20 protein-coding genes are annotated in these 24711 nt (G+C 35.8%); 5 read left to right on the top strand and 15 right to left on the bottom strand.

The window, feature by feature from the left end; genetic code table 11:
* Positions 1–279: 279 nt before the first annotated feature.
* On the bottom strand, positions 280–2169 hold the full coding sequence (locus tag VB248_RS01925; protein WP_323295035.1) for a beta-N-acetylhexosaminidase: 1890 nt from the start codon (positions 2167–2169) through the stop codon (positions 280–282).
* Positions 2170–2383: 214 nt separating this feature from the next.
* Here VB248_RS01925 and VB248_RS01930 point away from each other — a divergent pair, with 214 nt between their 5' ends.
* On the top strand, positions 2384–4816 hold the full coding sequence (locus tag VB248_RS01930; RefSeq protein WP_323295036.1) for an alpha-L-rhamnosidase-related protein: 2433 nt from the start codon (positions 2384–2386) through the stop codon (positions 4814–4816).
* Between the two features lie 4 nt (positions 4817–4820).
* Positions 4821–5213 (top strand): hypothetical protein, encoded by a 393-nt coding sequence (locus VB248_RS01935; protein ID WP_323295037.1) that lies wholly within the window; start codon positions 4821–4823, stop codon positions 5211–5213.
* A gap of 125 nt (positions 5214–5338) precedes the next feature.
* Here VB248_RS01935 and VB248_RS01940 read toward each other — a convergent pair whose 3' ends face one another.
* The 6 genes from VB248_RS01940 to VB248_RS01965 all read right to left on the bottom strand — a co-directional run bounded on the left by VB248_RS01940 (position 5339) and on the right by VB248_RS01965 (position 12651).
* Entirely contained in the window at positions 5339–6073 is a 735-nt protein-coding gene (locus VB248_RS01940) for an MAE_28990/MAE_18760 family HEPN-like nuclease (RefSeq protein ID WP_323295038.1), read from the bottom strand.
* Between the two features lie 3 nt (positions 6074–6076).
* Positions 6077–7192, bottom strand: coding sequence for a DUF262 domain-containing protein (locus VB248_RS01945; RefSeq protein ID WP_323295039.1), 1116 nt, complete (start codon positions 7190–7192; stop codon positions 6077–6079).
* Positions 7189–8265, bottom strand: a complete 1077-nt coding sequence (locus VB248_RS01950) for a DNA cytosine methyltransferase (protein ID WP_323295040.1) — start codon at positions 8263–8265, stop codon at positions 7189–7191. Before VB248_RS01950 ends, VB248_RS01945 begins: the two co-directional genes overlap by 4 nt.
* Before the next feature lie 182 nt (positions 8266–8447).
* Complete coding sequence (fusA, locus tag VB248_RS01955) at positions 8448–10541, bottom strand: elongation factor G (protein ID WP_323295041.1); 2094 nt, start codon at positions 10539–10541, stop codon at positions 8448–8450.
* A gap of 293 nt (positions 10542–10834) precedes the next feature.
* On the bottom strand, positions 10835–11380 hold the full coding sequence (locus VB248_RS01960) for a hypothetical protein (RefSeq protein ID WP_323295042.1): 546 nt from the start codon (positions 11378–11380) through the stop codon (positions 10835–10837).
* Between the two features lie 314 nt (positions 11381–11694).
* Complete coding sequence (locus VB248_RS01965; protein ID WP_323295043.1) at positions 11695–12651, bottom strand: N(4)-(beta-N-acetylglucosaminyl)-L-asparaginase; 957 nt, start codon at positions 12649–12651, stop codon at positions 11695–11697.
* Between the two features lie 414 nt (positions 12652–13065).
* Here VB248_RS01965 and VB248_RS01970 point away from each other — a divergent pair, with 414 nt between their 5' ends.
* Entirely contained in the window at positions 13066–14322 is a 1257-nt protein-coding gene (locus VB248_RS01970) for a T9SS type A sorting domain-containing protein (protein WP_323295044.1), read from the top strand.
* Positions 14323–14390: 68 nt separating this feature from the next.
* On the opposite strand, the gene VB248_RS01975 is transcribed toward VB248_RS01970, so the two are convergent.
* The 8 genes from VB248_RS01975 to VB248_RS02010 form a co-directional block, all read right to left on the bottom strand.
* Positions 14391–14639, bottom strand: coding sequence for an acyl carrier protein (locus tag VB248_RS01975; protein WP_323295045.1), 249 nt, complete (start codon positions 14637–14639; stop codon positions 14391–14393).
* A 182-nt stretch (positions 14640–14821) separates the two neighbouring features.
* Positions 14822–17884, bottom strand: a complete 3063-nt coding sequence (locus VB248_RS01980; protein WP_323295046.1) for an efflux RND transporter permease subunit — start codon at positions 17882–17884, stop codon at positions 14822–14824.
* A gap of 120 nt (positions 17885–18004) precedes the next feature.
* Entirely contained in the window at positions 18005–19054 is a 1050-nt protein-coding gene (locus VB248_RS01985; RefSeq protein ID WP_323295047.1) for an efflux RND transporter periplasmic adaptor subunit, read from the bottom strand.
* Positions 19055–19084: 30 nt separating this feature from the next.
* Positions 19085–19648, bottom strand: coding sequence for a glutathione peroxidase (locus VB248_RS01990; protein WP_323295048.1), 564 nt, complete (start codon positions 19646–19648; stop codon positions 19085–19087).
* 19 nt (positions 19649–19667) lie between these two features.
* Positions 19668–21065, bottom strand: a complete 1398-nt coding sequence (locus VB248_RS01995; RefSeq protein ID WP_323295049.1) for a TolC family protein — start codon at positions 21063–21065, stop codon at positions 19668–19670.
* A gap of 82 nt (positions 21066–21147) precedes the next feature.
* The gene (locus VB248_RS02000) at positions 21148–21591 is read right to left on the bottom strand and encodes a PaaI family thioesterase (protein ID WP_323295050.1); all 444 of its coding nucleotides are present in this window, start codon (positions 21589–21591) and stop codon (positions 21148–21150) included.
* Complete coding sequence (locus VB248_RS02005) at positions 21584–22192, bottom strand: TetR/AcrR family transcriptional regulator (protein ID WP_323295051.1); 609 nt, start codon at positions 22190–22192, stop codon at positions 21584–21586. Before VB248_RS02005 ends, VB248_RS02000 begins: the two co-directional genes overlap by 8 nt.
* A gap of 53 nt (positions 22193–22245) precedes the next feature.
* The gene (locus VB248_RS02010) at positions 22246–22671 is read right to left on the bottom strand and encodes a DUF2147 domain-containing protein (RefSeq protein ID WP_323295052.1); all 426 of its coding nucleotides are present in this window, start codon (positions 22669–22671) and stop codon (positions 22246–22248) included.
* A 320-nt stretch (positions 22672–22991) separates the two neighbouring features.
* On the opposite strand from VB248_RS02010, the gene VB248_RS02015 reads away from it, so the two are divergent.
* Together VB248_RS02015 and VB248_RS02020 are read left to right on the top strand one after the other, a co-directional pair.
* Positions 22992–23753: a phosphosulfolactate synthase gene (locus VB248_RS02015; RefSeq protein ID WP_323295053.1), complete on the top strand. Its 762-nt coding sequence runs from the start codon at positions 22992–22994 to the stop codon at positions 23751–23753.
* A 123-nt stretch (positions 23754–23876) separates the two neighbouring features.
* Positions 23877–24518, top strand: a complete 642-nt coding sequence (locus VB248_RS02020) for a VTT domain-containing protein (protein ID WP_323295054.1) — start codon at positions 23877–23879, stop codon at positions 24516–24518.
* Positions 24519–24711: the final 193 nt, after the last annotated feature.

Genomic DNA, 24711 nt, shown 5'->3' on the forward strand with positions numbered 1-24711 from the left:
TGATGAATCAAAAAAAGGTTTGTTATAGTCATTTCTACTTCTTGTACTTGTATTAACAATAATCAGGCTAATATTATTTACTCAATAAAATTTACTGTTTTTTTTCTGGATTAAAAAACTTTCATGGAAGTTTTTGCAGGGAGACGTAAAGATGCAAATATTTTGAGCGATTAAAAAAATATTTAATTGAAAAAAAAACGTTTCGTTTTTCGAGAACTTTCTTTTTGTAAAAAAGAAAAATCTGAAAACGAAACGTTAAAAAATACAGTAAAAAGCGAGTTATTTACTGGCTCTTTTCTCTAATTCTGCTCTTTTTAAAGTAATTAAATGACCAATTGGCTGACCTTTGCGATAGGTAATTACTCTAAGTGTAATTGGCCCTTCTGGAGCTTCAATGGTTTTAGTATATTTTGTTGAAAAGTTATCAGGCATCGTGTCGTCGATACTGTAATAAATGTCTAAATCAGCTATTTCAGTACCTAATTCAATACTTAGTTTGCCGTCTTTCAAGCTCGTTTTCACGATTGCGTCATACACCGCACGAGAGAAATTTACTTGTGCCAAACTTGCTCTTTCAAAATGTGCTTCCATACGTTTTGAGAAATTGTCCCAATTTTTTGAAGCTTTCGGCGACCAATAAACGTCTGCCAAAGCCCAAACTCTTGGGTAAGACATGTACTCTGCATAACGTAAATTCGGAATTTGTTCCGTCCAAAGGTTAGCTTGTCCGCCTAAAATATACTTGGCATCTACACCATCGGGTACGGGTTCAAAACTATAACTTTTACTTACTCTCAAGCCTGCGTAAATTGGCGGGTCAACTGTATTTTCGCCTTGGTTGTAATCTATATAAACAAAAGTTGTTGGCGTCATTACTACGTCGTGTCCTAATTTTGCCGCTTCAATTCCGCCTTTGATGCCTCTCCAGCTCATTACGGTTGCTTCTGGCGAAATACCGCCTTCTAAGATTTCATCCCAACCGATGAGCTTTTTACCTTTCGCTTTCAAGATTTTCTCTAAACGATTCATAAAATAGCCTTGTAAGTCTTCTACGTGATGAATTTTGAGTTTTCTCATCAATTCTTGACAACCTTCGTCTGCTGCCCAAAAACCTTTGTAGCACTCGTCACCGCCTACGTGAATGTATGGATTAGGGAAAAGTGCGGCTACTTCCGTGAATACTTTATCCAAAAACTCATATACTTTTTCGTCTGAAGGATTCAAGGTATTTTCATACAAAACTTTGAAAGTACCGTTTCCGTACCAATCAGCAATGGAAGCTCCCGGATTGACAAACGTTTTTGGATTTTTATTACAACTCAATTCTGGATATGCCGCAATTGCCGCCATGCTATGACCTGGCACGTCGATTTCAGGTACAATCGTTACGTTGCGTTCTTGGGCATAACGTACCACTTCTTTGATGTCTTCTTGTGTATAAAAACCTCCTTCAGTTGCTGCTTCGCCTTCTTTCGGAATGGCACGGTCGCCAAAATGCCCTGAGCGAGGTACTCTGTAAGCACCCACTTGCGTAAGTTTCGGTAAAGATTTGATTTCGATTCTCCAACCTTCATCATCTGTCAAATGCCAGTGAAAAGTATTGTATTTCATGCGAGCCAATTGGTCGATGTATTTTTTTACGTCTTCTTTTGAGAAGAAATTACGGCTCACATCAAACATTACGCCACGCCAAGCGAATCGTGGATAATCGGTAATTTTTACGGCTGGAACTGTCCAAGCTGTTTTAACTAATTCTTTACCTTCAATTTCTTTTGGTAATAATTGCACTAAAGTTTGAATACCATAAAATAAACCAGCCGAAGTATTTGCCGAGATGTTTACGCCTTTGGCATTCGATTCAAAAGTATAGCCTTCTTTACCGATTTTTTCGTTTGGTACGTCGTTGATATTTAATTGAATCGCTCCATTTTTTCCTTCTTGTACTTTCAAAGAGAAACCTGTTGGCGTACTGATTTTTTGTGCCAACATTTCTGCCGTAGCACGCCCTTCTGCTTTATTGAAAGTAATCACTGAAGATTTATTGAGCGTAAATACGCCGCTAAGTTCGGTGATTTCAACGGGTTGGGGAATAATGTTTACAGGAACTTTTTGAGCTTGAGCCGTGAAACCGACCGCCAGAGAAAGTAAAATCAACAATGATTTTTTCATCGAGAATATAGTTTTTGTTGTGACAAAGTTTTACTAAATACAATTATACCATTTTTCAGGACGGATTCCTTACAGAGTATGGTATTTTACTTGAGAAATTTCCCTTATTTTGTTTACAAATTTTCTATTATTTATGCTAAAAAATACCCTGAATTGTCTGTAATTCAACAATAAATAATAGCATTGCTCTTCCATTTTTATAAATAAATAATCCATGAAACTTTTCAAGAACACAGTACTTGTACCCGCAGGATTTGCTTTATTAAGCATTTTTCTCACGGATTGTACTCAAAAAACTTCCTCGAATCTCAGCTTATCCAATTCGCTTGCTGGCGTAGAAAGTATCAAAGGACGCAAAGAATATTTGAATTCTCCTTATGTGACGGCTGGTGATAGACTTTACGTAATTGGGCATCAAAACGGACAATTTCCAGATTTGGGCTGGCACGTTACGGGCGAAATGGGAGGTATTTGGAATCATCCAATAAAATTAATGGATGGTTTTACTGGTACGATTTCCGAAAATGGCAATACTGTTTGTTTGTCGCAGGCCGATGAATTTGTGAATTTCCCTTTTGCGAATAAACTTACTTATCAATCGCCTCTGAAAGGCTTGTCGGTTGAACGCTTTCAGTTTGTACCAGACGGACAGGAAGCCGCCATCGTTGAATATACTTTTCATAATACCGAAGCGATAAGTAAAACATTTACGTTTACTTTTGAAGGTTATACAGATTTGCGTCCGACTTGGTTAGGAGAAAGAACCAATATGATTGACGGAAAAGACGAAGCCACATGGGACGAAACTACCAAAACTTGGGTTGCCAAAGATGCCCTCAACGACTGGTTTGTGATGTTTGGTGGGGCAAATGCTGAAAAAGTAAATTTATCCGAAAAAGCCCTTTGCGATTATACTCCACAAGGCAAAGGTTGTCGGTCAGCTTTGAAATTTATTGTTAAGATTCCTGCCAATAGTACCAAAACCTTGCCTATAACCATTGCGGGTTCGTATCAGTCATCCCAAAAAATGAAAGATACTTATCGTTTTGTGCAAGCCAATGCGAATAAATTATTGGCAGAAAAACAGGCACGTTATGAAAGTATCGAACAAAAAACTCGTTTGACCATTCCCGATAAAAAACTTGAACAGGCTTTTCGTTGGGTGAAGTACGATACCGACTGGTTGATTCGTGATGTACCCGAAATTGGTCGTGGACTTTCGGCAGGTTTGCCCGATTATCCGTGGTGGTTTGGGGTAGATGGCGAGTACGCTTTGCAAGGTTTAATTGCCACAGGTAGAAAAAGTGAAGTATATAGTGCGATAGATTTGATTCATAAACTGTCTGCAAAAGCGAGCGACAATGGCAAAATTCTGCATGAAGTTTCTACGAATGGAGCTGTTTTTAATGATGGAAACGTCAATGAAACACCACAATTTGCTTCCTTGATTTATAAAGTATATCAATGGACAGGCGAAAAAGAATTTTTAGCTAAGTATTTTCCAACGATAAAAAAAGGTTTGAATTGGTTAATGACCAAAAATGATGCAAACGGAAATTTATTCCCTGATGGTTTTGGTATGATGGAAATTCACGGGATGAATTCTGAAATGATTGACGTGGCAGTTTATACTCAAAAAGCTTTTGCCGATGCCGCTGAAATGGCAAAAGTAATGGGCGAAAATATTTTGGCAAAAGAGTACGCCGAAAAAGCCATGTTGATTCGTCAGAAAATTAATAAAGATTTTTGGGTGGCAGATGCCAATTCCTTTGCCGACTTTATCGGAACAAGAGAACAAGCCTTACATTTGGTGGACGATGCCATCATCAGAGCCGATACTTTAAAGAAACCTTGGGCAGTAGAAGAATTAAAGGCAAGCAAAAATAAAATCTCAGCTTTGCCAGCGGGAACTTCACAAGGCTTTGTTTTGCACCACAATTGGGTGGTGAATACGCCAATGGAAATGGGCATTGCCGATTCAGACAAAGCCATTACCGCCTTGAATACAGCCAGTAAATTCGTAAGTCCGTTCGGCGTTTTTGTAACAGGAATCGACCGTGACGAAACGGCTGGAAAAGACGAAATGCCAACTTCGCTCAATCGAAAAATATTTACTTATACAGGTGCAGTAATGACCTTACCGACGGGAGTCTTGGCAATTTCAGAAAATAATTACGGTCGTCCAGATGCAGCTTTGGGCTATTTGAACCGCATGACGAAATCTTTCAGTTTTGCTTTGCCCGGTTCTATTTATGAAGTATCGCCCGATTATGGTATGGTGGCTCAGGCTTGGAATTTATACAGTTATGGCGTACCCATTGTACAGCAATTCTTTGGAATTCAACCCAATGCGGCAGAAAGAACCATTATCATTCAACCGCAAATGCCCAGTACTTGGGATAAAGCAAGTTTAGAAAACGTAAGTGTTGGCGATAATGAAATTTCTATTTATTATCAAAAAATTGGGAAATCTCTGACGCTAACAGTTGAACAAAGTAAAGCAGGTTGGAAACTCATTTTAGCTTTTCCAAAAGGGAAATATCAACAATTTATATTAAATGGAAACGAGGTAAAGCCTTTGCCAATGAAGCAATTTGATAGCATCGAAAGCGTTAAAGAGAAAACGATTTTAACGCTAAATGAATAAGAAAATGAAAAGGATAATACTTCTGATGAGTTTGATAAGTTTTGGAGTTTTAGCTCAAAAACCAAAATTAAATGAATTAAAAGACGCTAAAAATCATGCAGGTTGTTATGTTCTAAAAGGCAATAATGGCACAATTGCCAATTTATCCGAAACCGACGAACAAGGCAACGATGTAGCCATTTTTAATCTTACAGGAAAAGATGAGTATTTCAAGGTTATCAAAGGAACGAAGTATTATCCTATGGCTTTTTCAAATGAAAAGTATCAGATTTATGTTCATCAGCGTTTCTTAAAAAAGGAGAGAGGTACTTGTTTAGACTATTATCGCTACAACATAAAAGTAGTTTTTCAAGGCAAAAGCTACTTTTATCAGTATAAAGGATTTTGTGGTTGTTGAGAAGGGAACTATGTCTAAGCATTTAGCTATTAGGTGAACTTATCTTGATTATATTCTTTATGATGTCATAAATGTTTGGTATTGGGTCAGAAATAATGAGTTGTAGAAAGCAATAAATACTTTTATCATGCTCTATACAACTCATTATTAATGTACGACTCAACCGAATAGACAAATGCAGTTAAATGTTCAATTGTAAACTTTTTAAAATGTTCAAGACCAAATTCAGTAACAATATCTTCATTATTATCTCCTTTTTTAGTCTTTCCTTTAAATGTATGGTCTTTACCAATAGAAGCGAATGAGTTACTTCCATGTGCTAATTTATTTCTATAATCTCTAATTATAGAAAACGCTTTTCCATTGGGATATGACTTGTAGTTATTGTCATTAAAGCTAAGACCTAAATCATTTGAAAAGTCTTTTATTTTTTTAGCGTCGATAGAACCCCCATAATCTATTCTATTGACAATTAATTCAATAGGTAAATTTTTGACAATTTCTTCTACATAATCATAAAATTTTTGAGAAGTATTGAGATGAGTTTCTTCTTCTTGGTTTCGATATTTAGTTTTTAACCAAAATTTTTTTAATTCGGACGATATAGCATTATAAGTTATACCGTTTGTTTTTAGCTCATCAAAAATTTCAACAACACTATTGAAAAGGGTTGATTCTATAAGATTATATAAGAGTAAAAAGCCGTTTGCTTTTAAGATTTTAGATAAATCGTCATCAATTCTAAAGTCTTCAGTTCTATTAAAATCAGTGATGATTTTATAGTCACCTTCAATTTTTTGTAAAAGCAAAAAATATTTTTCTATTTCACTCACTCTGGTATCGAACTCATCTCTTAGCATAGCTCAGTTTGGTTGCTTAAAAGTTAGGTCATTTATGGTTATTTTGTTTAATAAGCAATCTCTTACAAATTCTATTCTACCAAATAATTTATTTTTATTATTAGCAGCATCAGAAGTAGTATGTTTTTTGAATTGGTCTGAATCAATCCATTCGATGTAATGAGGCGATAAATCAGGGTTTTCTCTAAGAGCTAAATTAGTACCAACCGTTAAAGCTTCAAATCTAACTCTTGGTATTGATTTGGAGTTGATTGATTTTTTAATGCCACTTGGAAAATATTTTTTTATGAAATTCAGCGTTTCTTTAAGCTCTTTAGTTTTCACATCTTTATCAAAGCCTTTTTTACCTTTCTCAGAGATGTAAGTATTGATAAAATGTTTTACTGAATGTTCAAAGTTTTGATAATTATCAGAATATGCAAAGAATCTTGAAATCAGTTCTTCCTTTTCTCCCCTTTGCTTATCGTCCTCTTTAGTGGAACCGAATAATACTTTAAATTCGTTTAGTGTTGTACATTCTAAGATAAATTGATAAAAATCATTTTTGGCAAATGCTCCTTTTCTTATCTCAGAATCCTTTAACGGTAAACTGCCTGTGTTAATTCTCTTAAATATTTCAGCAAAAACGCCTTCATCTGCACCTTCATTGATTACATAATACCTTATTCCTAAAGCATTAAATTTTCGTTGCCTATGAGGGTGTAATTCTTTAAATGAATATCCATTAAGAGTATCTAAAAGTTCTAACTTTTCTAATACCAAACCTTTATTTACAAATTCATCAATAGTTGATAATCTTTGCACACCATCTATCAATTCCATATTGGCAAACTCATCTTTTAAGACTACAAATAATGGAGGGGTTGGAACACCCAAAAATAATGATTCGATATAATCACACTTCCTTTTATTATCCCATACGTGCTTACGTTGAAATTCAGGGATATAGATAGAAGCGGTACTTTGCTCTGCATCAATATACTGGCTATCTTTTACAAATTTTTTTAACAAATCCGAGATTTCGAGCTCTCTCAGATTATAATCATACTCTTTTTCTAGCTCTCTAATTTGTTTTTCAACTTGTTCAAGTGAAACTAATTCTTCTTTTTTTTCTTTCATTGCTCAGTTCCTTTCAAATGAAATTTTATACTTTTAGCAATAACTCTTCCTAAATCCACTGGCACGGCATTCCCTATAAAAGTTGATAGTTTTGTCATAGAAATATTTTTTTCATTAGGTGCAAACTTATAGGTTTCTGGAAAAGTTTGAAACAATGCTGCTTCTCTTAGACTTATTGCTCTATCTTGTTCTGGATGCCCAAAGCGTCCATTGCCGATACCTGTACAAAAAGTAGTCATTGTTGGGGCAGGTTCGTTCCACTTCATACGTCCATAGACACTTCCATAACTTTTGCCAGTTTTTTTCTTGTGGCAATCTAAAATAAGATTTTCATCCCAATCACGCCAAGTACCTCCTTGTTTAGATTGCTTGATTCTTAATAAATTCGTTTCTGAAAGTTTAGCTGCACGATGAATAGGGTCTTTTGTAGAGATTTCACCACTTTGTAGAGGTTCTAAATGTCCTATTACATCCTGTACTTTTACATATTTTTCAGGAGAAGTATGTGTTTCTGGGATAATATTAATCTGTCCTAACCGAGAGGCTAAAAGCACTAATCGCTTACGTTTTTGAGGAATACCATACTGAGGACAATCAATAATTTTATAATCAACAAAATAACCATTGTCGCTAAGTATTTTTATAAAACCCGAAAACACATCAGCTTTATCGAATTTCACTAAGCCCGGAACATTTTCCATTGAAATAATTTCAGGTTTTGTTTCTTCAATAAGCCGAGCAAATTCATAAAGTAATCCCCATTTACTTTTTTTTGAGTCTTCTTCGAAATGGTCTGGGGACTTGAAGGCATAGCTTGAGAACGGCTGGCACGGGGCACAACCCACTAAAATACGAATGTCGGTATCTCCAAAAAGTTGATTAATTTCTTCACTTGTTACATCTCTAATATCTTTAGGGATAAATCTTGCATTGTTATTTTCTTCGTAAGGATATTGGCACGAAGGTTCAAAATCAATTCCTGCAATCACATCAAATCCTTCTTTCACAAAACCATGTGAAAGTCCTCCTATACCACAAAATAGGTCAATGACTTTGATGTTAGATTTTTTCATATAACTAATCAATTTATGTAAAGTAAATGTTTTATCCTATTATTTACAATAGCGATTCAATAAAATTATTGAGTCCCCAGAACAATATATTTACCTTCATTTTTAATTTATATCTTATAAAAAAAACTCCCTTAGAAGTGACTTCTGAGGGAGTTCTTATAAAAACTATTGATACTACGTTCTTACAAACCTTTAGCTTTTTTCACGATTTCATCAGCCATGTTTTGTGGCACGAATTCATAGTGAGAGAAAGTTAAGTTTGCAGTAGCACGTCCAGAAGACATAGTACGTAAGTCAGTTACATAACCGAACAATTCAGACAATGGAATATCCGCTTTCAATACAACTGCACCTTGTTTAGAATCCATACCTTTCATCATACCACGACGACGGTTCATGTCACCAGTGATAGGTCCAGTGTATTCCTCAGGAGTAACTACTTCTACTGCCATGATTGGTTCCATCAATTTAGCACCTGCTTGTTTTGCAGCTTCTTTATAACCTAAACGAGCAGCCATTTCAAATGATAAAGCATCTGAATCGACATCGTGGAAAGAACCGTGGAATAAACGAACTTTCATTGAATCCATTGGGTATCCAGCTAATGCACCGTTTTTCATTGCAGAATCAAAACCTTTTTGGATTGAAGGGATAAATTCTTTGGGAATCACACCACCAACGATAGCGTTGATAAATTCCAAACCTTCTTTACCATCTTCTCTTGGTCCGATTTCAAATACGATATCGGCAAATTTACCTTTACCACCTGATTGTTTTTTATAAACTTCACGGTGTTCGCAAGATTTCGTTAAAGCTTCTTTATATGCTACTTGTGGAGCACCTTGGTTTACTTCAACTTTGAATTCACGACGCATACGGTCGATGATGATTTCAAGGTGAAGCTCACCCATACCTTTGATAATCGTTTGTCCAGTTTCTTCGTTAGACTCTACTTGTAAAGTTGGGTCTTCTTCGATTAACTTACCGATAGCTTTAGAGAAGTTATCTTGGTCAGCAGATTTCTTAGGCTCAATAGCATAACCGATAACTGGGTCAGGGAATACCATTGATTCAAGGATGATTGGGTTTTTCTCGTCAGATAAAGTATCACCAGTTTTGATGTCTTTAAATCCTACAACCGCAGCAATATCACCAGCTTCTAATCTTTCGATAGAGTTTTGCTTGTTAGCGTGCATTTGGAAAATACGAGAGATACGCTCTTTGTTTCCAGAACGGTTGTTCAAGATATAAGAACCAGCCTCTAATACACCTGAATAAGCACGAACAAAACACAAACGACCTACGTAAGGGTCAGTTGCAATTTTAAATGCTAAAGCAGCGAATGGCTCTTGAGTCGAAGGTTTACGAATCACCTCAGCATCTGTACGTGGGTCAGTACCAACGATATTGTCTTTATCCAAAGGAGAAGGTAATAATGCCATCACATAGTCAAGCATTGTTTGAACACCTTTGTTTTTGAATGAAGAACCACAAAGCATTGGAACGATTTTCATCGCAATTGTAGCTGCACGAAGAGCCGCTAAAATTTCATCTTCAGTAATTGATTCAGGATCTTCAAAGTATTTTTCCATTAAAGACTCATCAAATTCAGCTACTGCTTCTAATAATTTCTCACGGTATTCAGTAGCTTCGTCAATCATATCTTCAGGAATAGGTACAACTTCAAAAGTCATTCCTTTATCATGCTCATTCCATTTGATACCACGGAAGTTTACTAAGTCAACTACACCTTCAAATTTATCTTCAGCACCAATAGGTAATTGTAAAGGCACTGCATAAGAACCTAACATTTCTTTTACCTGACGGCAAACGTTCAAGAAGTCAGCACCCGAACGGTCCATTTTATTTACGAAACCTAAACGAGCTACGTTATAGTTGTTTGCTAAACGCCAGTTAGTTTCAGATTGAGGTTCAACACCATCAACGGCACTAAATAAAAACACAAGACCATCTAATACACGTAAAGAACGGTTTACCTCAACGGTAAAGTCCACGTGACCAGGAGTATCGATAATGTTAATGTGGTAATTTTGTTCTCTGTATTTCCAGTTTACGGTTGTTGCAGCTGAAGTAATGGTAATACCTCTTTCTTGTTCCTGCTCCATCCAGTCCATTGTTGCCGCCCCATCATGTACTTCACCAATTTTGTGGCTTACACCAGCATAGTAAAGAATACGTTCAGTGGTTGTTGTTTTACCCGCATCAATGTGAGCAGCAATACCAATGTTTCTTGTGTACTTTAAATCACGTGCCATTGTTAATATGTTGATTATTTGTTTTTTATCGTTTTGCTTAGGTATTTTTGAAATACTAAAAAAGCTTTTTAATTTGCTTTTTGAATAATATATACACCTTGCCTAATAAATTAGGGTGCAAAATTACGTAATCTTAGTTAAATACAAAAACTTTGTCGGTTTTGTTTTGGTTAATACTTCTGTTTCAGGGCTTAATAAAGCAAAAAAACGCCCGATGCAGTTGCCACGGACGTTTTTGTATCACCTAACCACTAAATATAATCTTTAAGAATGTTCTTTTACGATACACTCTATTAGAGATTTGCTCTAAATCTGGCTGATTCCAACTGAGCTTGCTTACCTGCCGAGTTATTCCCGATGATAATTAGCTCTCCCTCAATCTCTGTATCAGTCAATTTTGTAATATTTACTCTACCAACTCCATTCTTTAAACCTTCTATATTGGTTAATGTAGTTTGGTAGAAATTAGTAAGCTCTGTGTATTGATTTACATCTTTAATCAAATTACCAATATTTTGTACTTTACCTTCACCCGGAATAAAAAATGTTCCTTTTTCTTCTACACCAAAAAGCTTGATAAAAACCGATTCCGAACTTCGTTCATCAATCACTGCGATTGATAAAGTTTTCAATCCTCTTTCAAAGCCTCGCTTTATTTCTATTTTGTCTGCATAAATATTGTGCATTAGACTATCTTCAAATTTTATTTTTCCTGAGAAAAAGCCTTTGCCTGATTTTTCTAAAGCACTTATGTTGTTGCTATACGTAATTATAGTAGCAACCGACAGTAATATAATAGATAGGAGAACAATTGGATTTTTTTTGAAATTTTGTTTCATGGCTAATTTTGGGAAAGTTCAATTAATTGAAATTGATATTAGTTTTAGAGGTACTAAGTAAAATCAAAAAATTTGTACTTTTTTTATATTTGCTCCACAAAATTAATACATTATAGAGCAAAGATACAAGAGCAAACTTATTAACTTATAAAGAAATTTATTTTACGGTACATTATATGATTAATGCAGGAATAAATTGTTTATTGCTTATTTGTCATGCGTGATTTTAAGCAACATTTATGATGCCAACTATTACTAATGACGGAAAATGATAAGAAAAGGTTGTATTGCTCCATGTTTTTTTTTGAAAAATACTATTTCATATAATAGTTCGACTCTATCACTTTCGTAACGCCATCAATTGTAACGGTATAATTAAAGCCAGATTGTATAGAATATGCCCCATACTCGCCTTTTTTATTCAGTGCAAGGTAGCCAATTTGAAATTCTTTATAATTGTATCTTTTTACGATTCGCATAATGGCTTCTTCGCAAGCTTGCTGTGGCGTTTTGCCGTTTCTCATTAGTTCTACAATCAAAAACGAGCCAAGTGTTTTTAGGACAAATTCACCTAAGCCTGTTGCACAAGCTCCGCCTACTTCGTCGTCGCAGAATACTGCCGCACCAATTACTGGCGAATCGCCAACTCTTCCGTGCATTTTAAAAGCTAATCCGCTGGTTGTGCAAGCTCCTGATATTTCCCCTTTTGTTCCCAAAGCCAAAAGTCCGATAGTATCGTGGCGTTCGATATTAATTTTAGGTTCGTACTTAGAGGTCTTTTTCCATTCTTCCCAAGCTTTTCTGGCTGTTTCTGTCAAGAGATTTTCTTTTTTGAAGCCTTGTGAAAGGGCAAATTGCAATGCTCCTTCGCCCGATAACATTACGTGTGGTGTTTTTTCCATCACCGCTCTGGCAACAGAAATCGGGTGCATAATGTGCTGTAAGAAAGTAACCGAACCCGCATTTCCTTTTTCGTCCATGATACAGGCATCTAAAGTTACGTTTCCGTCTCTATCTGGAAATCCACCATAACCAACAGAAGTATCATTTGGGTCTGCTTCTGGCACTCTTGCTCCAGCTTCTACGGCATCCAAAGCTCTGCCTGTTTTTTGTAATGAATCCCAAGCAGCATAGTTGGCTTTTTCATTTTTCCAAGTTGAAATTACAATTGGAAATTTGGCTACACGCTGAGTTTTTGCCTGAGTTTGTGTTCCTACGGCTGCTAATGCAGACAACGCTGTTGTTTGCTGGATAAACTTTCTACGTTTCATGATGAAGTAAAAGGGGGGATTGAATGGCAAAATGCCGTGAAATTAAATTAGATTTTAGATTTATTTTAGAAGAATAAGTACTGATGAGATGCTTCGTCGGGCTTCTCTGCATCAGTTTATTCAAAAAAAACATAGCCAATTTATACAAAATATGCGTAAAACAAGCTTTTTGATACTTCGCTTTTTTAGCCTTCACTTTTTGTGTCTCAAGGGCGATGCTTTTCAATTGTTCTTTTTAAAGGAAAGCTCTTTGAAATAGTACTCTTTTCTTGGAAAGTGAATCTTTTATTTTTGTTTGTATCTGCTTGTTAATTAAAGGTTTATCGTATATTTTTATATGAAAAATACGTATGAAATATACTGTTTTTGTTAATTGTACTATGGATGAAATCTACTTATAAACCAATACGCCTTATGAAAAAGTACCTACTTCCGCTCTTAATGTTCTTTTGCTCTTTGGCACTCAAAGCACAGACTATTTACTTCAATCAAAATTTTAATACCGCAACCAGTAGCTCGCAAGTACCTTTTGAGAACGCTACTGCTCCTAATATTGGACAATTCAATGACATCACGAATGCACTCATTACCGCAACGGGTGAAAAATACCTGAAATTTATCGGTAATGGTTCTACTTGTCGGGCTGTGCGAAGTACTGAATTTTCGCCCAAACCTACTACTTTGTATGTTCAGTTTTCGGTTCGGGCAAGTAGTATTGGAGCCAATAACAGTAATGCCTTTGAATTTTATTTTGGTGATGGCCCCAATTTTAATAATTCAACGGCTGTTCCAACTTCGCCCTCTTTGACTTTACGTTTTGGGGTAAGTTTACCAACAAATCTGGTGGTACAAGGTGGAAGTATTTCGGCAACGGCGTTTTCTACTGTTACGATTTTTATTAATAATGACGTTCGTTCGATGACTTACAATGATGGCACAAGAAGCGGAGATGTACCTGCTAAAAAGTATGATTTGTACTTGGGAAATAGTTTGGTGAAAAATGACGAAACCTTGAATAATACTACTGGTAACTTGACCAAATTTAAGTTTATGACCCGAGATACTTTGGGTACGCCTACACTTGATTTGGATAATATTCTTATCAAAAATGATTTTGTTACCTTGCCCGTTGAACTTACTTATTTTAAGGCACAAATTTCAGAAAGCCAAAATGTTGCTTTGACTTGGGAGACAGCTTCTGAAATTAACAGCGATTATTTTTTAGTGGAGAAGAGTAGAGATGCCGTTCATTATCAAACATTGACAAAAGTATCGGCAGCAGGTAAATCGTTTAGTAAAAAAACGTATCAAATAGTTGATGAAAATCCGTGGTTTGGAACTACTTACTATCGTTTGCAACAAATTGATAAAGATGGAGAAGTACAGGTTTTTCGTCCACAGTCAATTGTAATAAGTGATGAAAAAATACCTTTTGGGGTTTTCCCAAATCCTGTATTTGGGAATGATTTTAATCTGAAAACTGAGAATGTTGATGAAGTAGAAGTAAAAATGTTGAGTTTAGAAGGAAAAGAAATTCCTATTAATAAGGTTAAACAGACAGAGACCGTTTTGAAAGTATTTTCTCCTGAGACTATCACGAGCGGCGTTTATTTTTTAGAAGTAAAAACACTCGGCAGTTTCAGGAAACATAAATTTTTGATAATGAAATAATTATTTGTTGTGAAGTGTAATGTCAAGGATTCAAATTAACAAATTTGAATCCTTGACTTATATCTTAATTAAGCTTCTACACTGATAAGGTTGGCTTCCATCAGTTCAGATAATTGCTTGATTGTTTGAATTTTTTCAATTTCATTATCGGGCAAAACTATTCCATAAGTGTTTTCTAAATAGACTATCAACTCAAGGAACTCTAATGAGTTCATCCCTAAATCTGCATAAAAACGCTTTTGCGGAGCTATTAATCTTGGATTAATATAGAAATGCCTTGTCAAAAATTGAATCAGTTTACTATAATTGAATTTCATGGACTTTGAGATTTAATGGAATAAATAAAGTAAAGACTAATATTGATAGAACGTTTAAAATCACTTTTATTGTAGTGTAATTACCCAAGTAATAAAATGAATGAGTGATTTTATGGTTATTTTTTGAAAATTAGTTAATCACTCATTCATTCTACGAATATTAAATTTTTATGAATACTTGCCTAAGCAAGATTACTTTTACTATGAATTGTTGGTGGTAATAATTTGTACATTACTGGCGTAACCAAACGAGCCAATAAAGTAGAACTTGTAATACCGCCAATGAGTACAATTGCTAAAGGTGAATACAAATCTGAGTATTCGATAATTAGCGGAATTAAACCTCCGATGGCTGTGAAAGACGTTAATAAAATGGGTACAAAACGAATTTCACCTGCTTGGTGAATGGCTTCGTCTAATTCCATTCCGTCTTCTCTCAACTGATTAGTAAAATCTACGAGTAAAAGCGAGTTCTTGATTTCGATACCAATTAAGGCGATAAAACCAATCACGGCTGTAAATGATAAATTTTCACCTGCAATTAATAGCCCTACGATTGCTCCAACGATTCCCAAAGGAATTACAGATAGAACGATAAGCGTTGATTTAAAATTCCTAAATTCAAGAATAAGAATAGCTATCATTCCGAAGACAGTTATCAAGATAATTACCCCTATGCCTCCAAAAGATTTTTCTGCATTTTCTGCTTCGCCCGATACAGTATAATAAAATCCTTTCGGGAATTTGAATTTATTCAACTTCTGAATCAACTCTTGGTTTACTTTCGCCGTGTTATAACCAGACTTCAAGAAAGTAGAAATCGTTACGTAACGGTCTTTGTTATAGTGCTTTATCTGGTTGGGCGAAGTTTCAAAGCGTACTTCTATCAACTGTTTTAAAGGAATGGCTGTACCTACGGCATTGTTTACGTACAAATTATCAAAAACTTCAAAACTCTGTTTTGCTCCTGTTCTCGGAATCGAAACATTGATATTATAATCATCAATTTGTCCTTCTTCACGATAAGTACCCACATTCAAGCCCGCAATTCCCAAACGAACCGTGCGGTCGATTTCAGAAATATTTACGCCCATCAAACCTGCTTTTTCTTTGTTGATGTGTACTCTTAAATCTGTTGGCTGTACTTTTAGCGGATTTTCGGTATAAATTGAACCTTCTTGAGCTGCCAAAATCTTTTCAACTTGTCCAGCGATGATTCTTAAACTATCTAAATTATTCCCAAAAATTCTGTAAGCGATTGGAGCTTCCAGCGGTGGACCTTGTTCAAAGTCTTTTACTTCAATTTTGGCATTGGGATAATTGGCTAATTTTCCTCTGAGACGGTCGATAATGGCTTTTTTCTCTTTGGTTTCAACATCATGCAAAAGCACGAAAAGTTGTCCAAAGTTTTCAGATTCTGCTCCGCCGATTACGTTATAGTAAATTCTTGGATTGCCTCTACCAATATTGGCGGCAATATTTTTGATTTCTGGCTCTTTTTTGAGTTCATTTTCTACAAAACGTACTACTTCGTCAGTGGCTTTTAGGTTTGTTCCAACGGGCGTTGAAACGTTCACTAAAAACATTGGTTTTTCAGAAGTCGGGAAGAGTGAGAAGCCCAAAAAGAATTTAGCAATCAACATTACTCCGACAAAAATCCCCATTCCTCCAGCAAGTGTAGTTTTGGGATGTTGTAAACACCAATCCATCAATTTTCCATAAGTAGCCGAAATCAAACGTTTCATGCCTCTTAAAATAAAATTTCCGTCAGCGTTTTCGTGATTTTTCAAGATAACACTTGATAAAAACGGCACAATCGTCAAAGCCACAAACATTGAAGCTAATACGGTTACACTTACCGCCATCGGTAAACTTCTGATGAATTTTCCAGCGGCTTCTGGCAAATTGGCAACAGGCAAAAAGGCAAAAATCAACAAAACTGTACAACCTACAACCGCCAAACTAATTTGTTTGGTAGCATCAATGGCAGCTTGTTTTTTCGGAATGCCCATCCGCATGAAGCGTTCAATATTTTCTACGACAACGATTGAGTCGTCCACCAAAATCCCCAAAGCGACAATCATCCCGACGATAGAAAGTTGGTTAATCGTAAAGCCCAAAGCGTAAAGTAATGCCAAGCCAATTGCCAACGAAAGTGGAATTGAAATCATTACGACCAAACTCGCTCTTGAACCCAAAGGTAAAAGTGTAATCAAAACCAAAAGAATGGCAATGCCGAAATCTTTGGCAAAACGCATCAAACGTTTATCTACCGATTCCGCTTGGTCGAATACTTTTACTAAGTCAACCGATTTGGGTAAAGTCTTTTTGAATTCTTCAATTTTCGGGTCGGTTTGGGCTCTTACTTTAATAATGTTTTGCCCAACTTTCTGACAAGCCGTTACAAAAACGCTTCGGTGTCCGTTCAATCGAGTTTTGTGCGTTTCGTCTTCGTAGGCATATTTTACATCGGCAACATCTTTTAAGTAAACGATTTTTGTTCCGTTAGTAAAAACGATTACGTTTTTGATTTCCTCAATGTCTTTAAAGTTTCCAGAGGTTTTTACATTGAATTTTTTGTTTGAAAGATTCAACGAACCACCCGGAATATTCACATTTTCAGATTGAATTGCCCCCAAAACTCTGTTCACAGGAATTTTATCCTGAGCCAATTTTGCTTGATTGAGTTCTACCGAAATTTTACGTTTAGGAAAACCCCAACTTTTAATGTTTTTAAGCGAGCGATTTTTCTCTAAAAGTTTCTCTAAATCATCGGCGTACTTTTCTAATTTAGCGTAGGGGAGATTTTCAGAAACTAAAGCAAATTGATAAATATTTACGCCATCGGGCTGATACCTTTCGATACGCACATCCAAAACATCGGCAGGTAATTCTTTTCTGACGGCGTTCATTTCACGCACAATTTCTTGGTACTTTTCTTCTGGGTCAGACTCAAAAGCGTACTCTACCTGAAAAATGGCAGCACCATCAAAAATACTGGTTCTGATACGTTCAATATTATCTAATTCGTTGATGCGTTTTTCTACCACATCCGCCACTAATTGTTCTACATCTTTGGGCGATGCACCGGGGTAAATCACCGTAACGCCAAACTGAGGAGAAGAAAACTCAGGGTCTTCTCCACGAGGCATATTCAATAAAGAATAAATCCCTATTGAAAGAATACCTAAAAACACGACCAGCGTGAATTGGTAATTTTTTACTGAGAATTCAGAGATTTTCATATTTTTTTGAGCTTTGAGCCTTGAGCTATGAGTTTTTCTATGTCATTACCGAGAGAATACGAATGTTTCAAGTAATAACAATTCATATTTCATAATTCAAATCTTATAATTCAAAACATTTTAGTTTGTGATTTTTACCTTGCTTCCTTCCACCAAATACGCCGAACCGTCTGTAATTACTTGTGTAATAAGGCTTGAAGTGTTTTGAATAAATACTTTGTCGTTATCAATAGAAATGACTTTGATGGCTACTTTATGAGCTTTGCCATTTTCGACTACATAAACAAAAGCATCGTTTCCATTGCCTTCAATCACGGCATCAATCGGTACAGAAGTATTTTGTTGGCTAATGTTTAGCTTAATCAAAGCATTTCCGAAAAGTCCAGTGGCGAGTTTTTTGCCTTGCGTATTTAATTTTAATTCAGCTTGATACAAACCCGAACTTTGGTCAGCACCTTGTGAAAGATTAGAAACCGTAGCCGTAAAAGGCGTATCAGGAAAAGCATCTAATTGTACAGTAGCTTTGTCACCCAAGTGCAGGCGAGTCCAGTCTTTATCCGCAACACCTACTTTCAAAACCCAGTCGTTTGAACCCGTGGCATTCATAAAAAACACAGGAGTTCCCGGCCCAGCCAATTCGCCTTCGTTCATGAGTTTTTTTACGATTACGCCATTTGAAGTAGCGTAAATTTTAGAAAAACCTTGGTTATAATTCGCAATTTCAAAGTTTTGTTTCGCCACATTCAGTGCCGTCGTGAGGTTCTGTACTTGTTCTAAAGTAGCGACAGAATCTTTGTAGAGATTCGTTACACGTCTTAAATCACGTTCAGCTTTTTGTACGCCTTCGGTAGCTTGCTGTACTTGTGCGTTGATTTCGGTCAGGTTCAAAGAAGCCAATAATTGTCCTTTTGTAACATTTTGACCTTCTTTTACATAAATTTTGGCAATAATACCACCCGTTTTGAATGACAAACGAGCTTCCTGCAAAGAAGTCACCAAGCCCGAAGCTTTGATTTCTTCATTAGCATTTGCTTGTACAACGTTGGCTATTTTTACAGCTATTACGTCTTCATCTGCCAGCGATTTTTTTTCTTCCGCTTTTTTTCCACAAGCCACCAGCAGGGAAAGCATGAACGAAAAGCCAATAGAATACGAGATGATTTTTTTCATTTCTTTAGCGTGTTTTTAATAAAAATTGATTTAGAAGCCTAATGCTTTTTTGAAAGATGGGTTTTCAGGCTTGATATTCGAGCCAAAAAAGTGTGTCAATTCGCCTTTTTCGTTGATTAAATATTTACAGAAATTCCAGCTTGGTTCAAGGTTGTTCCAGCCATTTTTTTGTTCTTCTGAAAGCCATTTATACACAGGATGTTTGTCGCTCCCCAAAACACTTACTTTTTCGGTAATCGTGAACGAAACGCCATAATTTACTTGGCAAAATTCTTCAATTTGTGAAGCCGTTCCAGATTCCTGTGCCAAAAAGTTGTTGGCAGGCAAGCCGATAACCACTACTTTATCCCCAAATTTTTCGTGGAATTGTTGCCAATCTTCATACTGTGGTGTGTATCCACATTTTGAAGCCGTGTTGATTAAGAGTACTTTTTTACCAGCAAAATCAGAAAAGTTGATTTCTTTTTTACCCGTTAAGTTTTTGATTTTCAAATCATAAAATGATTTTTTGGGAGTTTTCGCCGAAGCTGGTTTTGAAACAATATTATCTTTTTCAGTAACACTTCTATAAAGGCTTTTGATAGTCTTAAACATGATTTCTTGTGTTTTAGGGTTATTTTAGTTCGTAACTGGCTTTGGCTCTTTCTACTTCTACCCATTTCTGCCAGACATCATATAATGAAATGGATTGTTGTAATTGTGCGGTAGTAACTTGAGTTTGAGCATCCAAAAGTTCGATAAAATTCAAGCTTCCTTCTTTGTATCTACGCAACATATCACGGTAATAGCGGTCGGCTGTTGAAATCTGCGATGCTTTTGATTCATACACTTTTTTGGCTGAATTCAGTGAGTTCTGAGCCGTTTCGGCTTGTAGTGCCAATTGATTTTTTACTTGTTGTGCTTGCGTGTCTAAAGCTGCCAAATCCATTTCGGCTTGCTTTACTTTTAATTGATTTCTACCGAAAGAATAAACGGGTAAATCAAAAGATACGCCGACCAACACAAAGGCATTGGGGTTAAAGAAATTTTTATCGCTGCTCGCAATTTGGGCAAATCGTCCTTGCGAACCGAGGTCTAAAGAAGCTCCTACTTTTAGTTTTTTGTAAGACTGACTCAAGCCAACGAGTTGTTTGTTGATATTAATTCCTGCCTGAATTTTGTCTAATTCTTCTCGGTGTCCTTCTTCCAAATTGAGGTTTAGTACCGAAGCATCCAAATTGTCAATTTCAATTTTTGCATTGAAATCTCTGTTCAGCAGGAAGTTAAAGTAAGCTGCCGCATTTTGTTGATTGCCTTTTGCATTGCTGATTTCGGCATCAATTTTTGAAATTTCATTGCGAGTACGCACCAAAACCGTTGGGTTTGCTGAACCATTTTTTATCAAACTTTCATTCACTCTTTCGCTTTCTTGCAGAATTTTCAAAGCATTTTCATATACTTTTACGGCTTCTGTCGCTTTCAAATAATTGAAATAGGCAATCTTAATGTCACGCACTAATTCTCTTTTATAAACTTGAATTTCAGTTTGTTGTACGCTGATTTGCTCTTTTTTGATAGCTTGATTATACTTGATTTCGGCATTCAAAATGGGCATTGTAGTTTTGAAGCGTAAATCATAAAAATCTTTTGGAACAAGCTGTTCAGAAGTATTGGAGATTTGTGGAAATTTTGTCGAGTTCGTCAAAGCGTTTAGCGTTGTATAAACGGGATTTACCAAATCTCCGACTGGAATTTCAATTTTTCTACCGCCCTGAGCAGCCGAAACAGTTGTATTAAAGCTAACATTGGGCTTAAACAAAGCTTTAGCTTCTTCGAGTGCGTACACAGCTTTTTGCAAAGAAAATTGCTGTTGTTTGAGTGTCTGGCTATTTCTTAAACCTTCTTGAACGTACTCGTTCAGTATGTTTGATTGAGCCGAAGTACTTGATACTTTCGCTAAAGTCAGGAGGAGTACCAAAAGCTTTTTGTTAGCTCGTATCGTGGGTACGATATTTAAAAAAAATGTTTTCATAAACGTTAATTAAATTATAAACAGTGTTTAGTGACAAGTCAAATAAAAAAGCACTTTTTCAAAATCTGTGCTTTTTATGTTTTTAAGACTTAATCGTATTGCTGGTGGCTACCAAATTGGTACTACATTTTGCAATATAATGTCCGTCTTCGTTGCGAATTTCACCTTCAGCGTGGGCAATTTTTTTACCAACTCTAATGATTTTAGATTTTACCGTTAGTTTCTCACCAATTTTAGCAGAAAACAAGTAATCAACAGAAAGATTGACCGTACTGTAAAAAACGGTATGTCCCATGCTAAAAATCGTCATCCCGATAATATCATCCAGCATCGTAGCGGCTACTCCGCCGTGAAGAATATGAGCAGGATTACACATTTCTTTTTGAACAACAAATTCGACAGTAAGCGAACCATGTTCTACGGCAACCAAAGTGCCATCCAACCATTTTGAAATAGGCGAGGGACTTCTTTCGGCTAAACGTTTGCCGATATAACTTTTAAAAATTTCTAAAGTAGGATTAGTCATTTTGGATAAGTTCAATCATTTGTTCCACCGAAGCAAGCATCAAATTCTGAATATGTTCTTGTGGAAAAGTTTTAAATCTATTTCTAATTTTTAGCGAAACCAAACCGTGCATAAACGACCAGATAGACATCGTGGCTACTTCTAAAGTATTAATCTTAATCAATTGTTTATCCATACAATGCTGAACACTCGAACATAGCAAATCAAAACATCTGTGTCCGCAAGCCCATTCTCCTTTTTCAGCTTCCATCGGAGCATTCTGGATAAACATCAAATCATACATTTCGGGGTTTTCGAGAGCAAACTTCATATAAGCATAACCTTGCTGGCGAAGTATCTCAATCGGATTTTCGATTCCTTCCACAGCGGTCATCATTTCTTGAATCAATCTTTCAAAACCCAATTCATGTACTTCAAAGAAAATCTCACTTTTATCTTTGAAGTACAAATAAATAGTGGCTGGGCTATACTCTACACGGTCGGCAATCGCACGAATTGAAGCTTTTTCGTAGCCTTCTTCAATAAATGCTTGCTGTGCGGCTTCCAAAATCAAAGACCGCATCTCTTGTCTTTCTCTTTCTTTTCTCTCAGTAATTCCCATTTTTCACTTTAGATTTTACTTTTTGTAAAATCTGCTTCTCTTTTATTATAAAATCATTTTGCTCTACTCCACAAAGTTGTTCTTCCCAACAGCGAAATTCCGATAAATCCCCTGATTTCTAAGGCATCGTTATTTTTTAATTTTAAGGTACAAGAGTACGTTTTACCATTATTGGGGTCGTAGATAGTGCCTTCTTCCCAGCTTTTTCCAGTAAAAACAAAATCCTTTAATATAATAGCACCGATAAGGTCACGTTTCTGTAAAGCAGGGTCGGGGTTTTTGTCGTCTTTTCTGCCTGATGATTTTCCCCAAGAGATTTTTCCAAAATACTTTTCACCTTGCTTGAAGATAAGAATTTTTCCATCTTTTTCTTGTGAAAGCCATTCGCCCAAAATAGCATCTTTACTAACAGACTGAGCGAAAGTATTTGTGCTGATAAAGCCCAAAACAATAATTAAACCAACAAATAATTTGTTCATAATGAATAAGTTTTAGATTTACGTAGCAAATTTAATGAACAGTGTTTAGTAAATAAACATTTATTTTATTTATTTTTAAAATTCTATGAAAAATTATTTTTTGATAAAAATTAAAATGTTGTAAATCAGATAGTTAAAGATAGTAAGTATTGAATTAACACAATATACAAATTAAGTAATTTGCTGGATAGAAAGGATATAATTAATTTTGCGAATCACTGTCTTTAGTTGATAATAATTGAATAAAGATTTTAGGCTATATTCATCAAAAAAATACTAAGCTCACAATGATAAGTGACAACAGATAACCGATAAAAAATATGAATTATCCACTTACTCAAATTCCTGAAAGAACTATAAAACCACGCCAAAAAGGATATACAATGGTGATGGACAAAGGTCTGAGTATCAGACAAATAGAGGATTTTTTGGAGACGAGTGCCAGTTATACCGACATCGTAAAGTTGGGTTGGGCAACCTCGTTCGTAACACCAAATTTGAAAGAAAAATTAGCTGTATATAAATCTGCTGGAATTCCTGTTTATTTCGGTGGCACTTTGTTTGAGGCTTTTGTGATTCGTAATCAATTTGATGAATACCGTCGTATTTTAGACCAATTTGGCATGGAGTACGCCGAAGTATCGGATGGTTCTTTGGAAATGGAACAAGATGATAAGTGTGAGTACATCAGAACTTTAGCTCAACAAGTAACAGTACTTTCAGAAGTAGGTTCAAAAGACGAAGCCAAAATCATTCCTCCATACAAGTGGATAAAATTGATGAAAGCTGAGTTGGAAGCTGGTGCTTGGAAAGTAATCGGTGAAGCTCGTGAAGGTGGAAACGTTGGTTTGTTCCGTGCTTCGGGCGAAGTTCGTCAGGGTTTGGTAGAAGAAATTCTAACTGAAATTCCAGAAGAAAAAATTATTTGGGAAGCACCCCAAAAATCACAGCAAGTGTGGTTTGTGAAATTGGTAGGAGCAAACGTAAATGTTGGAAATATTTCACCAAATGAAGTGATTTCTTTAGAAACAATTCGTTTGGGACTAAGAGGAGATACTTTTACACATTTCTTGAATTTGTAATAGACAACAAAATATCAACAAACATGAAGAATCAGTTATCAGTAAGGGTAAACACAGAAAACCTTTTCTCATAACTGATTTTTAATGTATAAGCTTATTTAAACAATTACAACGAACACAAGCATGGAAATTATCAACTTTTTCTTACAACTCCTCAAAGACCCATTAACAGCACTTTCTGATTTTATCAGCGAACACGGTACCGTTACTTACGGATTACTTTTTATGATTATCTTCGTTGAAACGGGATTAATCGTAATGCCATTATTACCGGGCGATTCATTACTTTTTGCCGTTGGTGTGTTGGCTGCCGCAACCGGAAAAATCGAAATCACTTTTGTTATTCCGCTTTTAATCGGTGCAGCACTTCTGGGAGACAATGTCAATTATTTTATCGGAAAGTATTTCAGTGATTTTGTGAAATCGAAAGATAAAATCTTATTCTTGAAAAGAGAGCACATCACACAAACAGAAGAATTTTATGCAAAACATGGCGGGCAAACTGTTATTATGGCTCGTTTTGTGCCGATTGTTCGTACCGTTGCTCCATTTGTAGCCGGTGCGGGAAGTATGAAATACAGTACTTATATCACTTTTTGTATTTTAGGAGCAGTACTTTGGGTAAGTGCGATTACTTTATTGGGCTATTTCTTAGGAAACAACGAATGGGTAAAGCATAATTTTGAAAAAGTAGTATTAGGAATCGTAGGTGTATCTGTGTTGCCAATGATTATCGCTTTTGTAAAATCTAAATTGAGTAAGTAATAAAGGACTTTAGATAAATAAAAAAATCGACGACTTTGTAAAATAGGTCGTCGTTTTTTTTGTCTTTTTATATGGGCTTCCCTTAAATGTTGTAAATATTTAATTATCAATATATTATAAATAAAACAACCCCGAAAAAGTGTCAATACTGGCAATTTTCGGGGTTTTTCTGTATTTTGTTTCTGCTAGAAAA

Origin of the sequence: Arcicella rigui (assembly GCF_034929435.1) — a bacterium.
GTDB classification, from domain to species: Bacteria; Bacteroidota; Bacteroidia; order Cytophagales; family Spirosomataceae; genus Arcicella; species Arcicella rigui.

Bases quoted from the DNA above. Each gene is read 5' to 3' on its own strand.
- VB248_RS01985 (WP_323295047.1), bottom strand. From the start codon at position 19,054: ATGAAAAAAATCATCTCGTATTCTATTGGCTTTTCGTTCATGCTTTCC.
- VB248_RS01970 (WP_323295044.1), top strand. From the start codon at position 13,066: ATGAAAAAGTACCTACTTCCGCTCTTAATGTTCTTTTGCTCTTTGGCA.
- VB248_RS01980 (WP_323295046.1), bottom strand. From the start codon at position 17,884: ATGAAAATCTCTGAATTCTCAGTAAAAAATTACCAATTCACGCTGGTC.
- VB248_RS01990 (WP_323295048.1), bottom strand. From the start codon at position 19,648: ATGTTTAAGACTATCAAAAGCCTTTATAGAAGTGTTACTGAAAAAGAT.
- VB248_RS01935 (WP_323295037.1), top strand. From the start codon at position 4,821: ATGAAAAGGATAATACTTCTGATGAGTTTGATAAGTTTTGGAGTTTTA.
- VB248_RS02000 (WP_323295050.1), bottom strand. From the start codon at position 21,591: ATGACTAATCCTACTTTAGAAATTTTTAAAAGTTATATCGGCAAACGT.
- VB248_RS01940 (WP_323295038.1), bottom strand. From the start codon at position 6,073: ATGCTAAGAGATGAGTTCGATACCAGAGTGAGTGAAATAGAAAAATAT.
- VB248_RS01945 (WP_323295039.1), bottom strand. From the start codon at position 7,192: ATGAAAGAAAAAAAAGAAGAATTAGTTTCACTTGAACAAGTTGAAAAA.
- VB248_RS01995 (WP_323295049.1), bottom strand. From the start codon at position 21,065: ATGAAAACATTTTTTTTAAATATCGTACCCACGATACGAGCTAACAAA.
- VB248_RS01965 (WP_323295043.1), bottom strand. From the start codon at position 12,651: ATGAAACGTAGAAAGTTTATCCAGCAAACAACAGCGTTGTCTGCATTA.
- VB248_RS01930 (WP_323295036.1), top strand. From the start codon at position 2,384: ATGAAACTTTTCAAGAACACAGTACTTGTACCCGCAGGATTTGCTTTA.
- fusA (WP_323295041.1), bottom strand. From the start codon at position 10,541: ATGGCACGTGATTTAAAGTACACAAGAAACATTGGTATTGCTGCTCAC.
- VB248_RS01960 (WP_323295042.1), bottom strand. From the start codon at position 11,380: ATGAAACAAAATTTCAAAAAAAATCCAATTGTTCTCCTATCTATTATA.
- VB248_RS02010 (WP_323295052.1), bottom strand. From the start codon at position 22,671: ATGAACAAATTATTTGTTGGTTTAATTATTGTTTTGGGCTTTATCAGC.
- VB248_RS01950 (WP_323295040.1), bottom strand. From the start codon at position 8,265: ATGAAAAAATCTAACATCAAAGTCATTGACCTATTTTGTGGTATAGGA.
- VB248_RS02020 (WP_323295054.1), top strand. From the start codon at position 23,877: ATGGAAATTATCAACTTTTTCTTACAACTCCTCAAAGACCCATTAACA.
- VB248_RS01975 (WP_323295045.1), bottom strand. From the start codon at position 14,639: ATGAAATTCAATTATAGTAAACTGATTCAATTTTTGACAAGGCATTTC.
- VB248_RS02015 (WP_323295053.1), top strand. From the start codon at position 22,992: ATGAATTATCCACTTACTCAAATTCCTGAAAGAACTATAAAACCACGC.
- VB248_RS02005 (WP_323295051.1), bottom strand. From the start codon at position 22,192: ATGGGAATTACTGAGAGAAAAGAAAGAGAAAGACAAGAGATGCGGTCT.
- VB248_RS01925 (WP_323295035.1), bottom strand. From the start codon at position 2,169: ATGAAAAAATCATTGTTGATTTTACTTTCTCTGGCGGTCGGTTTCACG.